This window comes from Chryseobacterium soli, assembly GCF_000737705.1.
Taxonomy (GTDB): domain Bacteria; phylum Bacteroidota; class Bacteroidia; order Flavobacteriales; family Weeksellaceae; genus Chryseobacterium; species Chryseobacterium soli.
In genome coordinates this window covers 1-17,589 of record NZ_JPRH01000001.1, presented here as the reverse complement: position 1 = coordinate 17,589, position 17,589 = coordinate 1, and the positions used below count along the sequence as shown (strand labels likewise).

The window sequence follows — 17,589 nt, the reverse complement described above, 5'->3', positions numbered from 1 at the left end:
ATATGAAAATGAAATCGACTCAATATATGGCAGCAGCCGGCTTTTTGGCAATGATCGCTCTCACAGGCTGTGCCGGAAAGGAAAAAAATGAAGAACCCGGAGTTCAAAATTACTGCATCGGTAAAGAACTTAAAAAAGATCTGAAACTGGCGGAAGTAACGATGCTGCCCATAGAAGAAAGTATTACCCTGACGGGAGAAGTGGAAAGCGATTCCGATAAAACCGTTCCTTTTGTAAGCCTTGTAGACGGAGTGGTGACGGAAACCTATTTTTCATTGGGAGATTATGTGAAGAAAGGGCAGGTGCTGGCTTCGGTAAAAAGTGTTTCCGTGAATGAAATGCAGGATGATACCAAAACTTTACAGGCACAGCTGGCAGTTGCCAAAAGAAAATTAGCCTCCGTAGAATCCATGTATAAAGATGATATTGCTTCCCAAAAAGACTTGCAGGAAGCCAGATCAGAAGTTGAAATCCTGCAGTCTAATGTGTTGAAAATAAGAAAAAACAGAGAGTTGTATTCTGCAGGGAACAGCACAATTCAGATTAAATCGCCGGCAGACGGATATGTTATTTCGAAAAATATATCCAGCGGAATGCCTGTAACAGCCGGTGGTGATCAGCTTTTTACCATTTCAAATCTGGATAAGGTTTGGGTAATGGCGAATGTGTATGCTACCAATATGAGACATGTATACGTCGATCAGCCGGTAGTCGTAAAAACGCTGGCATATCCTGATGAAAATTTTTCAGGTAAAATCAATTCCATTTCACAGGTTTTCAATGAAAATGAAAGGGTATTAAAAGCTAAAATTATTATGGATAATCACCATATGAGGCTGAGACCGGGAATGTCTGCAGATATCGTACTTCCGGTAAATGCCCAGAATAAAAGTGCACTGGCAGTTCCGGAAAAGGCGTTGATTTTTGACAACAATCAAAGTTACGTAATTGTCTATAAAAAAGATTGTGCACTGGAAGTAAGAGCAGTGACTGAAGTGGCTTCCAACAGCCGGAATATTTATGTAGAAGGAGATTTGAAGCAGGGAGAAAGGGTAATTGTTTCCAACGGATTGCTCATCTACGAAAACATGAAAACCCAATCCAATAATCCTACGAAGTAATGCGAAAATTTGTCCAGAATATAGTTTCTTTCTCGTTAAAAAATTCTTTAATCGTTCTGTTGGGGACATTTCTGTTGTTGGCCGGAGGAATCTATTCTTATATCCATACACCTATTGAAGCTTTTCCTGATGTTACGAATACCAGGGTGCGGGTGATCACCCAGTGGCCGGGAAGAAGTGCTGAAGAAATAGAAAAATTCGTTACGCTCCCGATTTCCAAGGAAATGAATACCATCCCGAATAAAACTTCGGTACGGTCCATCTCATTATTTGGATTATCTGTTGTGACGGTGATTTTTGATGATCATGTAGACGATTTTTATGCCCAGCAATATGCTTCCAACCGTTTGGGAAATGTGAAACTTCCGGATGGCGCCGATTACAGTATAGAACCTCCGTCCGGAGCTACCGGGGAAATTTACCGGTATATCATTAAAAGTAAGCTGCCTATTAAAGAATTAACCTCCATTCAGGATTGGGTGATTGAAAGAGAATTACTCGCAGTTCCCGGCGTGGCCGATGTGGTAAGTTTCGGTGGGGAAGAAAAAACGTATGAAATTAAAATTAATCCGACAGAATTACACAATTATGACCTTTCACCGCTTGATGTGTATGAGGCGGTTTCGAAAAGCAATATTAATGTCGGCGGGGATGTAGTTTCAAAAGGTGATCAGGCTTATGTGGTCCGTGGAATCGGCCTGTTGGAAAGTAAGGAGGATATTGAAAATATTCAGATTGAGGTAAAAGGATCAACGCCTATTTTAGTAAAACATGTGGCTGAAGTGAAAGTTTCAGCAAAGCCAAGACTGGGGCAGGTAGGTTACAACAAAGAAGATGATGTTGTAGAAGGAATCGTTATTATGCTTCGTGGGGAAAATCCTAGTGAAGTGATCGGCAGGCTGAAAGATAGAATTGCAGCATTAAATGGCGGTGAACTGCCGGGGGATGTTAAAATTCTTCCCATCATCGACCGTACAGAACTGGTGAATACCACCGTGCATACTGTTTCTAAAAACCTGGTAGAAGGAATTATCCTTGTTTCTATCATTGTATTTATCTTTTTATACAACTTGAGAACCACATTTATTGTAGCGTCGGTTATTCCACTGGCATTTTTGTTTGCAATCATTATGTTGAAAATTCAAGGACTTCCGGCCAACTTAATTTCTATGGGTGCTCTTGATTTTGGACTGCTCCTCGAAGGAACATTGGTGATTGTAGAACATGTTTTTGTCGCCCTCGAGCTCAAAGCAAAGAAAATTGGATTAGAACGCTTCAATAAAATGTCCAAACTTGGAATTATCAAGAAAAGTGCAGGAAGCGTAGCCGGATATATTTTCTTTGCATTATTGATTCTGATCGTAGCACTGATGCCTATTTTCTCTTTCCAGAAAGTAGAAGGGAAAATGTTTTCTCCCCTGGCATTTACACTGGGATATGCATTGTTGGGATCTTTAATTCTGAGTTTAACATATGTTCCGGCGATGTGTAAACTCTTACTCACCAAAAATATTGAAGAAAAAGAGAATTTCATTTCCCGTTTCTTTAAAGTGAACATGTTTAAATTTTACCAGTTCAGTGATCGTTACCGCAAAGGTTTTATGGTTGGTTTTGTCCTGTTGCTGGCAGTCTGCGGATGGAAATTTTCCAATTATGGCTCAGAATTTTTACCCAAGCTTAATGAAGGCGCTATTTATGTCCGGGCCACGCTCCCCAACAGTGTCAATCTGGATGAATCGGTACGGCTGACGAAAGAAATGAAGAAGATTTTAATGACCTACGATGAAGTACAGTTTGTAATGACTCAGACCGGGCGACCCAATGATGGAACAGATCCTACCGGTTTTTTTAATATTGAATTTAATATCCAATTGAAACCGGTAGGTGAGTGGAAGAAAAAAATATCGAAAGACGACCTTCTGGAAGAAATGAGAATGTCCTTAGAAAAATATCCGGGAATCAATTTTGGGTTCAGCCAGCCGATTCAGGACAATGTTGAAGAATATGTAGCAGGGGTAAAAGCTCCGCTGGTGATCAAGATTTTTGGAAACGACCTCTTCCAGCTGGAGAATTATGCCAATCAGGTAGCCAATTCCATTAAGACAGTACCTGGAATTGCTGATGTGAATGTCTTTAAAAATATAGGACTTCCGGAATTAAGAATTCAGCTTCATGATTCTAAAATGGCCAAATACGGAGTTTCCACCGCAGATGCCCAGGCTGTCATTGAAATGACAATTGGTGGGCAGGCTGCTACAAAGTTCTACGAAGAAGAAAGAATGTTTGATGTCATGCTCAGATTTGAAAAACAGTACCGTGACAACCCTGAAAAAATAGGGAATATCCTGATTCCGACTAAAGACAATAAAAAAGTGCCGTTGAAAGAAATTGCCACCATCGATTATCATACCGGTCCTTCATTTATTTACCGTGAAGGAAACAGCAGGTATATTGGGGTAGGATTCAATATTGAAGGCCGTGATTTGGGAAGTACCATTGCAGAAGCAAAAGCGAAAGTTGCCAAGGATGTTCATATTCCCAATAATCATAAAATGACATGGGCCGGAGAATTTGAAAGTAAAGAAAGAGCAGCAAAACAGCTGGCAATGGTCGTTCCCATCTCATTGGTGCTTATCCTGCTGCTGCTGTATTTCAATTTTGGAAATATGAAAGATACGCTGATCTCTTCCGTAACGCTGGCGTTTGCATTTATCGGTGGGTTTTTATCCCTTTGGTTAACGGGAACTATTTTCGGGATTTCTGCAGGGATAGGGTTTATTATCCTTTTCGGAGTCGCTACCATTGACGGAATTGTACTGATTGGCGTGATGAAAGAAAATTTACAGCATAAGATACCGCTGAAGAAAGCAATCGCAGAAGGAGTGAAAAGCAGGATCCGTCCGGTTGTGATGATTGCCTTGATGGGATCGATGGGATTATTCCCGGCAGCCATATCCAATGGAATGGGTTCTGAAATTCAGAAACCGCTGGCCATTATGATTGTAGGAGGATTGATTATCTGTATGCTGTTATCATTTACCATACTGCCGATTATATTTTATTATGCCTACCGTAAAAAATATGTTGAAACTGAATAAGTTTTGAATACCCTTGTTAGTTTTTTTTATTGCCGGAATGATTGATTGTTCCGGCAATTTTTGTGATTAAACAGTTTTCGTTGATGCCAGGATTTCAATGTTTTTCACTACGTCACTGCTTTCGCATTTCTTTAATTCTTTCGTTAAAGCGGGGGTAAGGATTTTTGGATTTAATATTTGAGTGGCTACTTTAGCTGCGGCGTAATCTACGATGTTAATAACAGATTCCTGTAAAAAGTTGGGAGTATTGGAAGCAATAACTGCTGTAGCCCAGGAAGTGTCTCTGGCTCTGGAGATCGCGAAATCCAGGACTACATTATCTTTGCCGTTAGAAAGTTTATCAATCAGATCAACCGGATAGCAGATTTTATTCAAAGAATCCTGCACTTTCTGATTAATGGAAGCAATTACAGTATTGATGTTTTCAAAATCCTTTTTTAAAGGATTAATCTTTCGATAAGGCATAATGGAAGCCGCCGAAATTCCAAGATCCAGATTGATATGGGCATTTATTCCTAAGAAAATATGTTGTAGGATGAGAAGATTTTTATTTTTTGTTGCTTCAAAAGTAAGATACCAGGCGTTTGAGCATTTCTCACCCTTATGGTAGTTTTCCCAGGCGTCCAGATACCGTTGTGCAAAAGCGAGGTCAAGCATGGTCATTCTGGGATTGTCTTCAAATTTCTTCTGTTGAATTCCTTTTAATACCTGAGCGGTCATAATCCGGTATGTACAGGCAAAATATCCGGCAGGGCTTTGGTTTTCTTTACACCAGATGATGATAGTATCCAGTTTTTGCAGAACTTCTTCAATGGTTTTCATGGCGGTTTTTTGTTTATTTAAAGATAATAAAAACCTGTCATCAGTGGTGTATTGGTTTGAAAACGAATAGAATGATCTTTTAATAATAAAAAAGTGAGCTGCAAAAGCTCACTTTTTTTGTGTTGATCAGATTAAGGAGTGATGGTAATCGGATCCGGAAAAGGCTCAAGCACCAATGGTTTGCACATGGCGGCCGGTTCGCATCTATTCCCCATGCATACGAAATTAGTCATAGTGGTGGAGCCGTCAGGACATTTAATCATGGCTTCGCCAGGACATCCTCCGGGGCATGGTGCCGGATATAAATACCCGCCGAATACCTCTTTCAGTTCTGTTCTCGAAAGTTTTGTTGAGTTCTTTTTCATGGAATTAATTTTTTGTTGGTTTTAATTTGTATAAATCTGAAAATGAACCTCTAAGGTAGTAAAAAAATAAATCACGACGAAGTCATGTAATAATTTATTTGAACTTTACTAAGATTTTTTTCTTGGAAAAATTGATACAGTATTTTTACTACTAAAGGTATAGTCTGTTTTTTCGGAATAAGCAAGGAAGAAATCTTAGGAATTAGAATGGTAGATTTCAGCTGGTATAGTGTAGGAGCTAAAAAGAAAACCTACTTAATGGTTAGCATGCGGAATTGGTAACTCCTTTATTGTTTTTGCCCAGCTCATATAAACAGGATACCAGACATGGTCACCCTTAGAACCGTTGGTGAGTACCACCAGACCGCTTTTGGTAGGTAAATGCAAAAATAGGGCGGCGCTCCAGCCTATATTTTCACCTGTGTGCCCTATGGTTCGGAGGCTTTCAAAATTCATGAATCTGTATCCCAGACCACTTTCTCCATCGTTAGATGATGGAAGCACAGGTTGTTCCATCAGGTGTATGGTTTCCGGATTCAAAACTTTATGTAAAGCCTTGGGATCAGTTGTAATAGATAATTCAGCAAAATGAGCCAGATCTGAAATGGTTGTCTGGAGTCCTGCGGCAGCCTGTTCTGTAAATATTCTGTTCTTAACGGGTTTTCCCAGGGTATCGTAAGCTGTTGCAGAACTGGATTTTATTCCCTCAGTCCACTCATAATTGGTGTTGTCTAATCCCAAGGGTTGGAAGACATTCTTCTTCATATAGCCAGCAAAGCGTTCTTTTGTTTTTTCTTCGAGAAGCAGCTGGGCAAGGGTGTAGCCACCGCCGGAATATTGCCATTTTGTCCCCGGCTCACTTATAAGACGTACACTTTCGCCATTCCTTTTGGTTTTTCCGTTAAGAGATTCTTCAAGGCTCATCAAGGGGGTGCCTTGTTCAGAGCCTCCATAGCCGTGTACGGAAAGCCCGGCTGTATGACTTAATATGCGTCTTAAATTAACTTTGGATATATCGTATGGTGACGGGGATAGCTTCCAACGGGTTAAAGACTGATTAACTGGCTCGTCCAGCGTTATCATTTTTTTTTCTACCAATTGCATGAAGCCCCACGAAGAAACAAGCTTTGAAATGGAGCCAATATTAAAAATCGTCTGTGGTGTTACCAGTTTTCCGCTGGCAACATCAGCATAGCCTATACACTGTATCCAGGCTATTTTTCCATTGCGTATTACAGCAACGGCCAGCCCGGGAACATGATTTGTTTTGGAGGATTCTAATCCTGCTTTTTGAATTTCCTGATAGAGAGGATCTAAACTTTTTTGTGGGAGGCTTTCTTTCTTTACTCCAGATGTATTGATCGTGGAGCATGAAAAAAGAATGGTGCTGCACAGTATAGATATGAGTTTTATTTTATAACTGTTCATTGGAACTGTTCTTTAGGTGAGGCTTTCTTTTAGATCATAAAAAATGTATCCTGCAACTGAAACACTATAAAACTTTATATTGAGGCAGGCTTGTTTTTCAGCTTCCGCAGTACATATAATATGATGGTATATTGTTTTTTTCTTCCTCACTGTCTTGTGGAGTGAGACCTTCAAAAAATACATGGTCGCCGAGTTCTTTATTACTGACTTGATTTTGTAGTTGATACAGTAAATCAAGGGCGGTGAAGTTGGTGTTATTACTTGCTTTCAGTTTTGCACAAAGCTCTACTCCAAACATGCCATCGTCACTATTGTCTTCGCTAAATACATCACTTTCGTCCCCCAATAATGTTTCATTGGCCGCCATATCTTCTTTTCCTTTGATCCACGCTTCATAGAATACGTTTATTTCAGGCGCATCTATTACAAGTTGGTAAGGTTCCCAGGATGCCTTTTCTTTTAAAATCAGGGTCTGATAGTCAGTGATTTCCTTATTGAAATCCTCAATGCTATGGTAGTCTTTATTTTGAAAAGCCCAGAGAATGTTTGATAATAAGCCCATTTGTTTTCAGTTTTAAAAGAATATATGCTTATTTTTTCTCTTCCTTAAGTCTTGCGATTTCTTCCTTAAGTAACGTTATATATTCCTGAAGGTTATCAATAACCGAATTTGGGATATTATAATTATTATTGGTCCCATTAAAACCAAATGAAGCTTGATCGCCTACCGTATTATTTTCATTATTTATAATGATTGTAGCCTCTTCCTCCTGATAAATTTCTTCTAAAGGAACGTCCATAAATTTTGCAATTTTTTCCCATTCCTCTCTTATAATTCTTACACCATCAGTTTCTTTTCTGCTGTAGTTAGAGACATCGGTAGCAATTGCATCAGCAATTTGCTGTTGGGTAAAGCCTTTTTGCTTTCTTAATCTGCGTAATTTTTCTTTTTCCATAACGGGTATTTTTACAAAAATGCGAATTTAAATTGTATTGGTAAAATCTGTTTTTTCTATAGAGTAGGTTACTGAATTTTAATGTGCGCTGTTTATAACTAAAAAGAAATACACACAGTTAAGCACCGTTGCTAAAAATGAAGCGATAAATACGGCTAAGTTTACCCTGGTTTTCCCTGTAATTAAACGTATAATCCAATAATTTATAATATAGGCAGGAATGAGTAAAGCAAAAGCAAAAACCGATAGAAAAATAAATTGATAAAGAATGAGGAGAATAGTGATTGTACTAATGATTGATGCAATGATGGCACCAATCAAACTGTATAGTATTGTTTTTGAATCGATTTTTAAATTCTCAACATTCTTATGTATTTGACTGTATTTTGCTCGGACAAGAAGGTGAATATCCTCCCGGGATAGGATATCAGATTTTATTTTTGATAAACATTCGTTTTGTGATTGTTTATCCATAAAATACTGATGAATTTCCCGGATAATTCTGTTCCTTTCATTTTGTATTTCGTTTTGCTTTTCAATAATAGCATGAAAATTTTCCAGAGAACCTCTTCTGGCTGAGATTTCTTCTAAGATTTCTTCATTTGCTTTACCTTGATGATCAATTTGATTCGTATAGGCTATAATCAGATCCTGTTCTGAAAAACTACTGTAAAAGCCCATTTTACGGATTTTCCTTTGCGATTTCTTGGTGATGTTTCAGATATAAAGGCAGTGCCGCAGATCCGTACCATGGGAAAATTTCATAACTGAAAACACCGGCTTGTACTGCGGGGTCGGTTTTCACCCATGCTTCCGCTTCTTCCTTGGATTTGGTATTGAAAATAAACATGCCGCGATAGTTTTCTTTATTTTTTTCTAAAAATGGTCCAGCCACAACAATTTTACCTTCATCTGCCAGTTTCCCGATATTGGACATATGGCCTTTCATCAATTCGCCCATCTTGGCCTTATCTTCAATCTTTGTAGTTCCTGTGGTAAGCATCACGATGGTGTATGCTTTCATTCCATATTGATCGGCTCCCAGAGAAGTAGCCAGCTCCTGGTTGAATGCCGGCCTTTCTGTTTTCTTTACCTGGGCAAAAGATAATGAGGCGATCAAAATACTAAGGGATACATAAATTTTTAATTTCATAGCATTGATTTTATAAGTCTACGATCTGAAATCTAACTTTAATCTTTAATTCTTAAAAACTCTTTAGCCAGTTCAATCATTTTTGGGTCACCTGTATATTTTCCGTGCTCATCAGACAGTTTTACGGTAGGAATCCATTCTTTGTTGGGAGCCTGTACTCCGATTAATTTCATTACAATATTCATCGGTTTTAGTCCTACATCATTGGTAAGGTTGGTTCCGATCCCGAATGATACGCCTATTTTTCCTTTACAGTAATTGGTGATTTCTTCTACTTTTTCCAGATTTAAGGCGTCGGAGAAAATGATGTATTTAAATAATGGATTGATCCCGTTTTTTTGGTAGTGGGCGATGGTTTTGTCGGCAAATTCAAGAGCATCTCCGCTGTCATGACGTACACCATCAAAAAGTTTGGCGAATTTTTTATCAAACTGCTGAAAGAAAACATCCGTAGTATAGGTATCAGAAAGCGCCACTCCAAGATCTCCTCTGTAGACGTCTACCCAGTGTTCTAATGCCAGTTCGTTGGCCATTTTGAAGCCATATTCCGCCGCATGGAACATGAACCATTCGTGGGCATGGGTTCCTATAGGTTTTACATTGTATTTCATTGCAAAATGAACGTTGGAACTTCCTATGAAGGTAGATTCTCTTTTTTGCGTCAAAGCCTCCATAACCAAATTTTGAACTTTGTAAGAATGTCTTCTTCTGGTCCCGAATTCTGCAAACGTAACTCCCAGCCTTGCCAGTGAATCTGCTTTTTCAAGTGTTTTGCTCATCACCACTTCGTTGGAATCTCTTTCCATATGATTCATCTCGTAATGAAGCTCGCTGATTAAAGCCAGTAAAGGCACTTCCCATAAAATCGTTCTGTACCAAAGTCCTTCAACTGTAACGGTAAGATCACTTCCTTCCTGATGGATTTTTACTTCAGACGGATCATAATGATAGCCTTCCAAAAAGTCCAGATACGGAAGATCCAGATACGGACAGGTTCTTGCCATGAATTTTTTTTCATCCTTCGTAAGCTTGAGCTCAGCCATTTTGGTGACAGCTTCCCTCAAAGCGGCGTCAAAACCGGCCGGGAAATGATGTTTTCCTCTATTGATAAATTCATATTTTACAATGGAGCTTGGAAATAATTTTACCACTGCATTTTGCATGGTTATTTTATAGAAATCATTGTCCAGTATAGAGTTTAATCGTACGTCGTGCATATTGTGTAATTTTAACGCAAATATAGTAATTAAAAATAAAAATCGCCTAAATGTAAGGCGATTTTTTGTAATATTTCCATGCTTTTAATGGAGTTATATTCCGGGATAAGAATTGTACATACAAACTTCTTTCTCCTGCTCGGTAATATATCCGCTCATTTGAGAGTTTGACCTATGCGTAATTTTACAGCGGTATTTTGCATAATGCTATAAAAATCATTGTCGAGTATTGAGCTAAAGATTAATGCAGATATTTTTTTATAACAAAGTTTAATAATTTAATTTTGCTCTATATTTATTCAGGCAGTAAAATGAAAAAGTACGGATTTATAAGTGTTTTTGTTTTTCTATTAGGCTATTTTTATCCTGTTGACGATGTTTATATTCATTTGGAGGTAGCAAAAAATATAGCTGATAAGTTTTTATTTTCTATCAACTCAAATTCATTTGATCCGGCATCTTCATCTATATTATATAGTTTTTTTTTGAGCCTTTTAATAAAAGTTTTTGGGGATTCATCTTATTATCCTTTGTTTATTAATCTTACGTTTGGGGTTTTAACAAGTTTTTACGCAACCAATTTTGTTTTCCTTCAATATGGAAAGAAATTTGCTCTGTTTTTTGCTCTTCTGTTGCAGCCATTAGCAATGATTTATCTTTCCGCTATATTAGGAATGGAGCATACCATTCATATATTCCTAATAGTTCTGTTTTTTATTTTTTATAATAAATTAGCTTCAGGAAATGTAAAGGCTTTCTCGCATTTATTAATCGTTGTTTTTTTTCTCGGAGCAGTAAGATTTGAAAGTGTGTTCTTCATTTCTGCCGTTATTTTTGTTTTTATAGGTCAGAAGAAATTTAGACAGGGTTTGTTGATTGGTCTTGTCGGATTTTCCCCCATAATTATTTATGGATTATACTCTCTTCTTATGGGAGGTTTGTTTTTTCCAAATTCAGTACTTGTCAAAAGTAATTTTCATGTTTCAGATGTACAAAGTTTTATAACAATTTTGAAAAGCAAGTTTTTGAGTGTGGATTATATCAAATATTTACTCCCTTTCAGTATATTTTATTTTATATATGCTTTTTCCAGATATAGAAATTTGAAACTTCAAAGATTTCTTGAAATGGAAGCATTGCCAATCATAATTTTGCTTACTTCTTACGGACAGCTCATTTTTGGAATAATGACATTTAGATATGAAAATTATCTGATGATTGCCTATCTTTTTATTTTAGTTAAAATTTGTAATTATTATCTTAAAACTTCAGATTTCTCTATTCCTAAACTTTCTGCTGTTTTATTTATAGGCTACTCGGTAGTTTTTGGACTATTCAAAATGTATTGGTATCATCCGGTTTTATATACTGATTCTAAAAATCTTTACTACAATCAATATAAACTCGCACAGTTTCTAAAAAAATATTATCATTCTGAAACAATTGTAGCCAATGATATTGGCGCAATCACCTATTTTACGAATATTGAAGTTTTAGATATGTATGGATTGGGCAGTACAGATATTGCAAAATATAAATATAAAAACTCTGGTGAGAATGATTTTTCATATTTTATGGGAGAATTGAGTAACCGTAAAAATGCGCGAATTGCTGCAGTATATCCAGAATGGTTTGTGGGACAAATTCCCCAAAATTGGGTTTTGGTGGGAAAATGGAAAATGAGTAATTTCAGAAATCCTACTATAAGGTATGTCAATTTTTATGCTGTTACAAAAAATGACATACCTTATTTAAGAAAAAGTTTAAAAGAGTTTAAAGATAATTACTTCCCAAGATAAGAGTTATACATCCATACTTCTTTTTCCTGCTCTGTAATGTAGTCGCTCATCTGGGAGTTAGTTCCCTCGTCACCAGCTGCATCGGTGATATCCAGTAATTCTCTTTGTAAATCCAGTACCACTTTGAAAGAATTTAAAATATTCTCAACACTTTTTGTACCATCACTCACTTCTTTACTTTCCTTAATCGTAGATACTTTAAGATAATCTGAATAGTTGTGAGCGGGCGTTGCGCCCAGCGTTAAAATCCTTTCAGCGATCTCGTCAATTTTTAAGACAAGGCTGTTATATAATTCTTCAAATTTTGGGTGAAGGGTAAAAAACTGATCCCCTTTGATATTCCAGTGCGAGCCTCTTGTGTTTTGATAAAACACGGAATAATTAGCTAAAAGGACGTTAAGCTTTTCTGAAATGTTTTTACAGTCGGTTTCCTGTAAACCGATAATACTTGCATTCTTCATATAGATAGTTTATTTATTGTGTACCACAAATTTAGTAAATCTCATGCCGAAAATGGAGGTTTATAATTGATGATACTTATCTTTGATATTTTTATAATTGATCTTAAAATGCAGTCATTCCGAAATATAGGACTAAGAAATTTTTTTATATCATTTGCCACTTTTTTTGTAGTGTGTTTATTATTATATTATGTGAATTCGGTTTCAAAAACGGGAGGGCATTATGTGTATGTTCTGGATGATGCTTATATTCATGTGGTCTGCTTATGAATGTTTAATTAAGATGAAGGCGTCTTTGATCAAAAATTTGAAGGGTACCTCACGGAATACTCTCTTAAAAATAAATACGAAATAGCAGTAGTGTATGATGCATGGCTTAATGGACATATTCCTAAAAACTGGAAGAAAGCTGCAGTGCTTAAGATTAAAAATAAAATAACGGTAGCCCAGCTGGAAGTATCGATCTATTCTATTGATACGGCTCATCTTGAACTTTTAAAACAGAATATCCGCAAATTTAACTGGGATAAAAACGTAACGGTCAGATTGATGGATTAAACGTAACTCGCTGTTAATTAATTTTTAATAAATCAGATTATTTACAGATAACTGTTTGCCAATTGAAAAAATATTACTATTTTTGCACCTTAAAATAAAAAGCAATTAAATGCCTACTATTCAACAATTAGTAAGAAAAGGAAGAGCCACGCTTGCCAAGAAGAGCAAATCAGCTGCCCTTGATTCTTGTCCACAAAGACGAGGTGTATGTACGAGAGTATATACTACCACTCCAAAGAAACCTAACTCTGCACTTAGAAAAGTTGCAAGGGTAAGACTTTCTAACGGAAAAGAAGTCAACGCCTACATCCCGGGCGAAGGACATAATCTTCAAGAGCACTCGATAGTATTGGTAAGAGGCGGAAGGGTGAAAGACCTACCGGGAGTACGTTACCACATCGTAAGAGGTGCACTAGACACTGCAGGTGTTAGTGGAAGAACACAGAGAAGATCGAAGTATGGAGCTAAGAGACCTAAACCAGGTCAGGCACCAGCTGCGCCAGCTAAAGGAAAGAAAAAATAATCATTAAATAAGGTACAGAAGCAATGAGAAAGACAAAAGCGAAAAAAAGACCGTTGTTACCAGATCCAAAATTTAATGATCAATTGGTAACGAGATTCGTAAATAACTTAATGCTAGACGGTAAGAAGTCTATCGCATTCAAAATTTTCTATGATGCATTAGAAATCGTAGAAAACAAAAAAGGAGAAACTGAAAAAACTGCCCTTGAAATCTGGAAAGATGCATTAACTAACGTAATGCCTCACGTAGAAGTACGTTCTAGAAGAGTAGGTGGAGCTAACTTCCAGATCCCTATGCCAATCAGAGCTGACAGAAAAATTTCTATGGCAATGAAATGGTTAATCAAATATTCAAAAGCTAGAAATGATAAGTCTATGGCTTTGAAATTGGCTAATGAAGTTGTAGCTGCTTCAAGAGAAGAAGGTGCTGCTTACAAGAAAAAATCTGATACTCACAAAATGGCGGAAGCTAACAAGGCTTTCTCACACTTTAAATTCTAATTAGAAATGAGTAGAGATCTTAAATTTACAAGAAATATTGGTATTGCTGCGCACATTGATGCCGGTAAAACTACCACTACAGAAAGAATCTTATTCTATACAGGGGTAAACCACAAAATTGGTGAAGTTCACGATGGTGCTTCTACAATGGACTGGATGGAGCAGGAAGCAGAAAGAGGTATTACCATTACTTCTGCTGCAACTACTTGTTCTTGGAACTTCCCAACAGACCAAGGTAAAAGATTACCTGAAACTCAGCCTTACCACTTCAACATCATTGATACACCGGGACACGTTGACTTCACAGTAGAAGTAAACAGATCTTTGAGAGTATTAGATGGATTGGTATTCTTATTCTCTGCAGTAGATGGAGTAGAGCCTCAGTCTGAAACAAACTGGAGACTTGCAGACAACTACAAAGTTGCAAGAATGGGATTCGTAAACAAAATGGACAGACAAGGTGCTGACTTCCTTAACGTGGTAAACCAGGTTAAGACAATGTTAGGATCTAATGCAGTTCCAATCGTTTTACCAATCGGTGCTGAAGAAGATTTCAAAGGTGTTGTTGACTTAATTAAAAACAGAGCTATCATCTGGGATGAAGCAGGACAAGGAGCTACTTTCGAAGTAGTGCCAATTCCTGAAGACATGAAGGCTGAAGTTCACGAATACAGAGAGAAATTAGTAGAAGCTGTAGCTGACTACGATGAGACTTTGATGGAGAAATTCTTCGAAGATCCGGATTCAATCTCTGAAGACGAAATCAACGAAGCGCTTAGAAAAGCTACTATCGATTTATCTATTATCCCAATGACTTGTGGTTCTTCATTCAAGAATAAAGGAGTACAGTTTATGTTGGATGCAGTATGTAAATACCTGCCTTCACCATTGGATAAAGATGATATCAAAGGTACTGATCCAAGAACAGATCTTGATATTACAAGAAAACCAGACGTAAACGAGCCTTTCGCGGCTTTAGCATTTAAGATTGCTACTGACCCATTCGTGGGAAGATTAGCATTCTTCAGAGCATACTCTGGAAGATTAGATGCAGGTTCTTATATCTTGAACACACGTTCAGGAGATAAAGAAAGAATCTCTAGAATTTATCAGATGCACGCTAACAAGCAAAATCCTGTAGAATATATTGAAGCAGGAGATATTGGTGCAGCTGTTGGATTCAAATCTATCAAAACTGGTGATACTATGTGTGATGAGAAGCACCCAATCGTTCTTGAATCGATGGTGTTCCCTGATCCGGTAATTGGTATCGCTGTTGAGCCTAAAACTAAGGCTGACCAGGATAAAATGGGTAACGCTCTAGCTAAATTAGCTGAAGAAGATCCTACTTTCCAGGTTAAAACTGACGAAGCTTCTGGCCAAACGATTATCTCAGGAATGGGTGAACTTCACCTTGACATTCTTGTAGATCGTATGAGAAGAGAATTCAAAGTTGAAGTAAACCAAGGACAACCTCAGGTAGAGTACAAAGAAAACCTTACAAGAGTTGCCCAACACAGAGAAGTTTACAAAAAACAATCTGGTGGTAAAGGTAAATTTGCTGACATTGTATTCGAACTAGGACCAGCAGATGAAGGTAAAATCGGTCTAGAATTTATTAACGAGATCAAGGGTGGTAACGTTCCTAGAGAATTTGTTCCTGCTATTGAAAAAGGCTTTAAAGCTGCAATGAAAAACGGTCCATTGGCTGGTTTCGAAGTTGAAGGTATTAAAGTAGTTCTTAAAGACGGATCTTTCCACGCAGTGGATTCTGATGCTCTTTCTTTCGAATTAGCTGCTAAATTAGGATTTAAAGAAGCGGGACGTGCTGCTAAGCCAGTAATTATGGAGCCTATTATGAAACTGGAAGTTGTAACTCCGGAAGAATATATGGGTAACATTATTGGTGACCTTAACAAAAGAAGAGGTACAATCAGTGGTCAGGAAGAGAAAAATGGTGCTGTAGTAATTAAAGGTTCAGTTCCACTTTCTGAAATGTTTGGGTATGTAACCACTCTAAGAACACTTTCATCAGGAAGAGCTACTTCTTCTATGGAATTAGAGAAATATTTACCTACGCCACAGAACGTTGCGGAAGAAATTATCGCTAAAGCTAAAGGTTAATTTTTTAAATTAGAAAAATGTCACAAAGAATCAGAATAAAACTAAAATCTTACGATTACAACTTGGTAGACAAGTCTGCTGAGAAAATCGTAAAAACGGTAAAGGCTACTGGTGCTGTTGTAAACGGACCAATCCCATTACCTACAAATAAGAGAATCTTCACTGTATTGAGATCTCCACACGTTAACAAAAAAGCTAGAGAACAGTTCCAACTTTCTGCTCACAAGAGATTGATGGATATCTATTCTTCTTCTTCTAAAACTGTGGATGCTCTAATGAAATTAGAGTTACCAAGCGGTGTAGACGTAGAAATTAAAGTGTGATAACTGCATACTTTGCAATGATTATAAATCCGTTCCTTTTTTAGGGACGGATTTTTTTTGGTAGATAGGAATTTGAATGAGATTATACATTTACCCCTTTTTCACAGAGGAATTTTCATTCATTGTAATTGACTGATTCTTATTTTCGAAAAATGAAAGGATTAATTTAGAACAGAATTTTTATACACATTAAAGAATAACCGGATGATTTTAGAATGGTAAAACAATTATTATCTATTGTTTCAAATAAATGTATCAAATAATATGATTCTTTTTATACATTTATTCTTTAAAATAATACAATGAGTCATAAGAGCAATAATTTTTTTGAGACATTTTCCAATTGGGCAACAAAATTTACAGGCAGTTCATCAGCTTTTATTGGTGCAACAGCTATTGTGGTCATATGGGCTGTTTTGGGACCTGTTTTTCACTATTCCGAAACATGGCAGTTAGTTATTAATACCGGAACTACAATTATTACTTTTTTGATGGTTTTTCTTATTCAAAAAGCCCAGAATAAAGACTCAAAAGCAATTCAGATTAAGCTGAATGAATTAATTGCTGCCCATGAAAAAGCAAGCAACCGTATTGTAGATATTGAAGACCTTAGTGAAAAGGAACTGGATCAGCTGCATGTATACTACGAAAAGCTATCAGATTTTGCGGAAGAAGATGAAGATATCCATACTTCTCACTCTATTGATGCTGCCAAAAGAAATCAGAATTACAAGCGTGATGTTTTCAAAAGGAAACATGAAGACTGGCTTGAAAAACAAAAAAAGGAATCAATTTGATTCCTTTTTTTTGTTATCGGATTTAATAAATCGATTTGTTCAAAAAATAATATATAAGAGATTAAAATTCTATATTAAAATGAAGTGTTTTTTTGTTAATAACAGCATTTATCATTTAATACAACAGGTTTTGTCGTTATGGAGAAATACATTTGTATTATCATAATAGTGAAATGTTATCAATTAATGAAATAAATGTTAAATAATAAGAATTGAGTTTGCTTAGTTCTTAATAAATGTTAAATTTGCAAAAATATAATAAAAAAATACTATTAACTTTAAACACACAATAGATGAGAAAACTCTACACGAGTGTACTTTCGATGTGCACTGTTTTGGGCATA

Annotated in this window: 17 protein-coding genes; 9 read left to right on the top strand and 8 right to left on the bottom strand. The window is 36.8% G+C overall.

Annotation, left to right across the window (positions count from 1 at the left end):
• Window positions 1-2: 2 nt before the first annotated feature.
• Window positions 3-1,121 (top strand): efflux RND transporter periplasmic adaptor subunit, encoded by a 1,119-nt coding sequence (locus IW15_RS00090; RefSeq protein ID WP_051881647.1) that lies wholly within the window; start codon window positions 3-5, stop codon window positions 1,119-1,121.
• On the top strand, window positions 1,121-4,219 hold the full coding sequence (locus IW15_RS00085) for an efflux RND transporter permease subunit (RefSeq protein ID WP_034708272.1): 3,099 nt from the start codon (window positions 1,121-1,123) through the stop codon (window positions 4,217-4,219). The genes IW15_RS00090 and IW15_RS00085 overlap by 1 nt, the downstream gene beginning before the upstream one ends.
• Before the next feature lie 66 nt (window positions 4,220-4,285).
• Here the strand turns inward: IW15_RS00085 and IW15_RS00080 are convergent, their stop codons facing one another.
• From IW15_RS00080 to pncB, 7 genes are all read right to left on the bottom strand, one after another.
• Window positions 4,286-5,041, bottom strand: coding sequence for a DUF5995 family protein (locus tag IW15_RS00080; protein WP_034708271.1), 756 nt, complete (start codon window positions 5,039-5,041; stop codon window positions 4,286-4,288).
• A 620-nt stretch (window positions 5,042-5,661) separates the two neighbouring features.
• Window positions 5,662-6,834: a serine hydrolase domain-containing protein gene (locus tag IW15_RS00070; RefSeq protein ID WP_051881643.1), complete on the bottom strand. Its 1,173-nt coding sequence runs from the start codon at window positions 6,832-6,834 to the stop codon at window positions 5,662-5,664.
• 97 nt (window positions 6,835-6,931) lie between these two features.
• The gene (locus IW15_RS00065; RefSeq protein ID WP_034708268.1) at window positions 6,932-7,396 is read right to left on the bottom strand and encodes a hypothetical protein; all 465 of its coding nucleotides are present in this window, start codon (window positions 7,394-7,396) and stop codon (window positions 6,932-6,934) included.
• Between the two features lie 28 nt (window positions 7,397-7,424).
• Complete coding sequence (locus tag IW15_RS00060; protein ID WP_034708267.1) at window positions 7,425-7,790, bottom strand: helix-turn-helix domain-containing protein; 366 nt, start codon at window positions 7,788-7,790, stop codon at window positions 7,425-7,427.
• Between the two features lie 78 nt (window positions 7,791-7,868).
• On the bottom strand, window positions 7,869-8,471 hold the full coding sequence (locus IW15_RS00055; RefSeq protein WP_034708266.1) for a hypothetical protein: 603 nt from the start codon (window positions 8,469-8,471) through the stop codon (window positions 7,869-7,871).
• Between the two features lies 1 nt (window position 8,472).
• A complete protein-coding gene (locus IW15_RS00050) occupies window positions 8,473-8,943 on the bottom strand; it encodes a YciI family protein (RefSeq protein ID WP_034708265.1) in 471 nt (156 codons plus the stop codon).
• 38 nt (window positions 8,944-8,981) lie between these two features.
• Window positions 8,982-10,160, bottom strand: a complete 1,179-nt coding sequence (pncB, locus tag IW15_RS00045; protein WP_034708263.1) for a nicotinate phosphoribosyltransferase — start codon at window positions 10,158-10,160, stop codon at window positions 8,982-8,984.
• A 1,103-nt stretch (window positions 10,161-11,263) separates the two neighbouring features.
• Here pncB and IW15_RS22570 point away from each other — a divergent pair.
• The gene (locus IW15_RS22570; RefSeq protein WP_165585142.1) at window positions 11,264-11,959 is read left to right on the top strand and encodes a hypothetical protein; all 696 of its coding nucleotides are present in this window, start codon (window positions 11,264-11,266) and stop codon (window positions 11,957-11,959) included.
• On the opposite strand, the gene IW15_RS00035 is transcribed toward IW15_RS22570, so the two are convergent.
• Window positions 11,944-12,420 (bottom strand): Dps family protein, encoded by a 477-nt coding sequence (locus IW15_RS00035; protein WP_034708261.1) that lies wholly within the window; start codon window positions 12,418-12,420, stop codon window positions 11,944-11,946. The two genes, IW15_RS22570 and IW15_RS00035, sit on opposite strands and share 16 nt — an antisense overlap.
• 360 nt (window positions 12,421-12,780) lie before the next feature.
• Here IW15_RS00035 and IW15_RS00030 point away from each other — a divergent pair, with 360 nt between their 5' ends.
• The 6 genes from IW15_RS00030 (at window position 12,781) to IW15_RS00005 (ending at window position 17,245) form a co-directional block, all read left to right on the top strand.
• Entirely contained in the window at window positions 12,781-12,978 is a 198-nt protein-coding gene (locus IW15_RS00030) for a hypothetical protein (RefSeq protein ID WP_034708260.1), read from the top strand.
• Between the two features lie 109 nt (window positions 12,979-13,087).
• The gene (rpsL, locus tag IW15_RS00025) at window positions 13,088-13,501 is read left to right on the top strand and encodes a 30S ribosomal protein S12 (protein ID WP_034708259.1); all 414 of its coding nucleotides are present in this window, start codon (window positions 13,088-13,090) and stop codon (window positions 13,499-13,501) included.
• 23 nt (window positions 13,502-13,524) lie between these two features.
• Window positions 13,525-14,001 (top strand): 30S ribosomal protein S7, encoded by a 477-nt coding sequence (gene rpsG / locus IW15_RS00020; protein ID WP_034684795.1) that lies wholly within the window; start codon window positions 13,525-13,527, stop codon window positions 13,999-14,001.
• Between the two features lie 6 nt (window positions 14,002-14,007).
• On the top strand, window positions 14,008-16,125 hold the full coding sequence (gene fusA, locus IW15_RS00015) for an elongation factor G (RefSeq protein WP_034708256.1): 2,118 nt from the start codon (window positions 14,008-14,010) through the stop codon (window positions 16,123-16,125).
• Between the two features lie 17 nt (window positions 16,126-16,142).
• Entirely contained in the window at window positions 16,143-16,448 is a 306-nt protein-coding gene (rpsJ, locus tag IW15_RS00010) for a 30S ribosomal protein S10 (RefSeq protein WP_002661363.1), read from the top strand.
• Window positions 16,449-16,750: 302 nt separating this feature from the next.
• A complete protein-coding gene (locus tag IW15_RS00005; protein WP_034708255.1) occupies window positions 16,751-17,245 on the top strand; it encodes a low affinity iron permease family protein in 495 nt (164 codons plus the stop codon).
• Window positions 17,246-17,589: the final 344 nt, after the last annotated feature.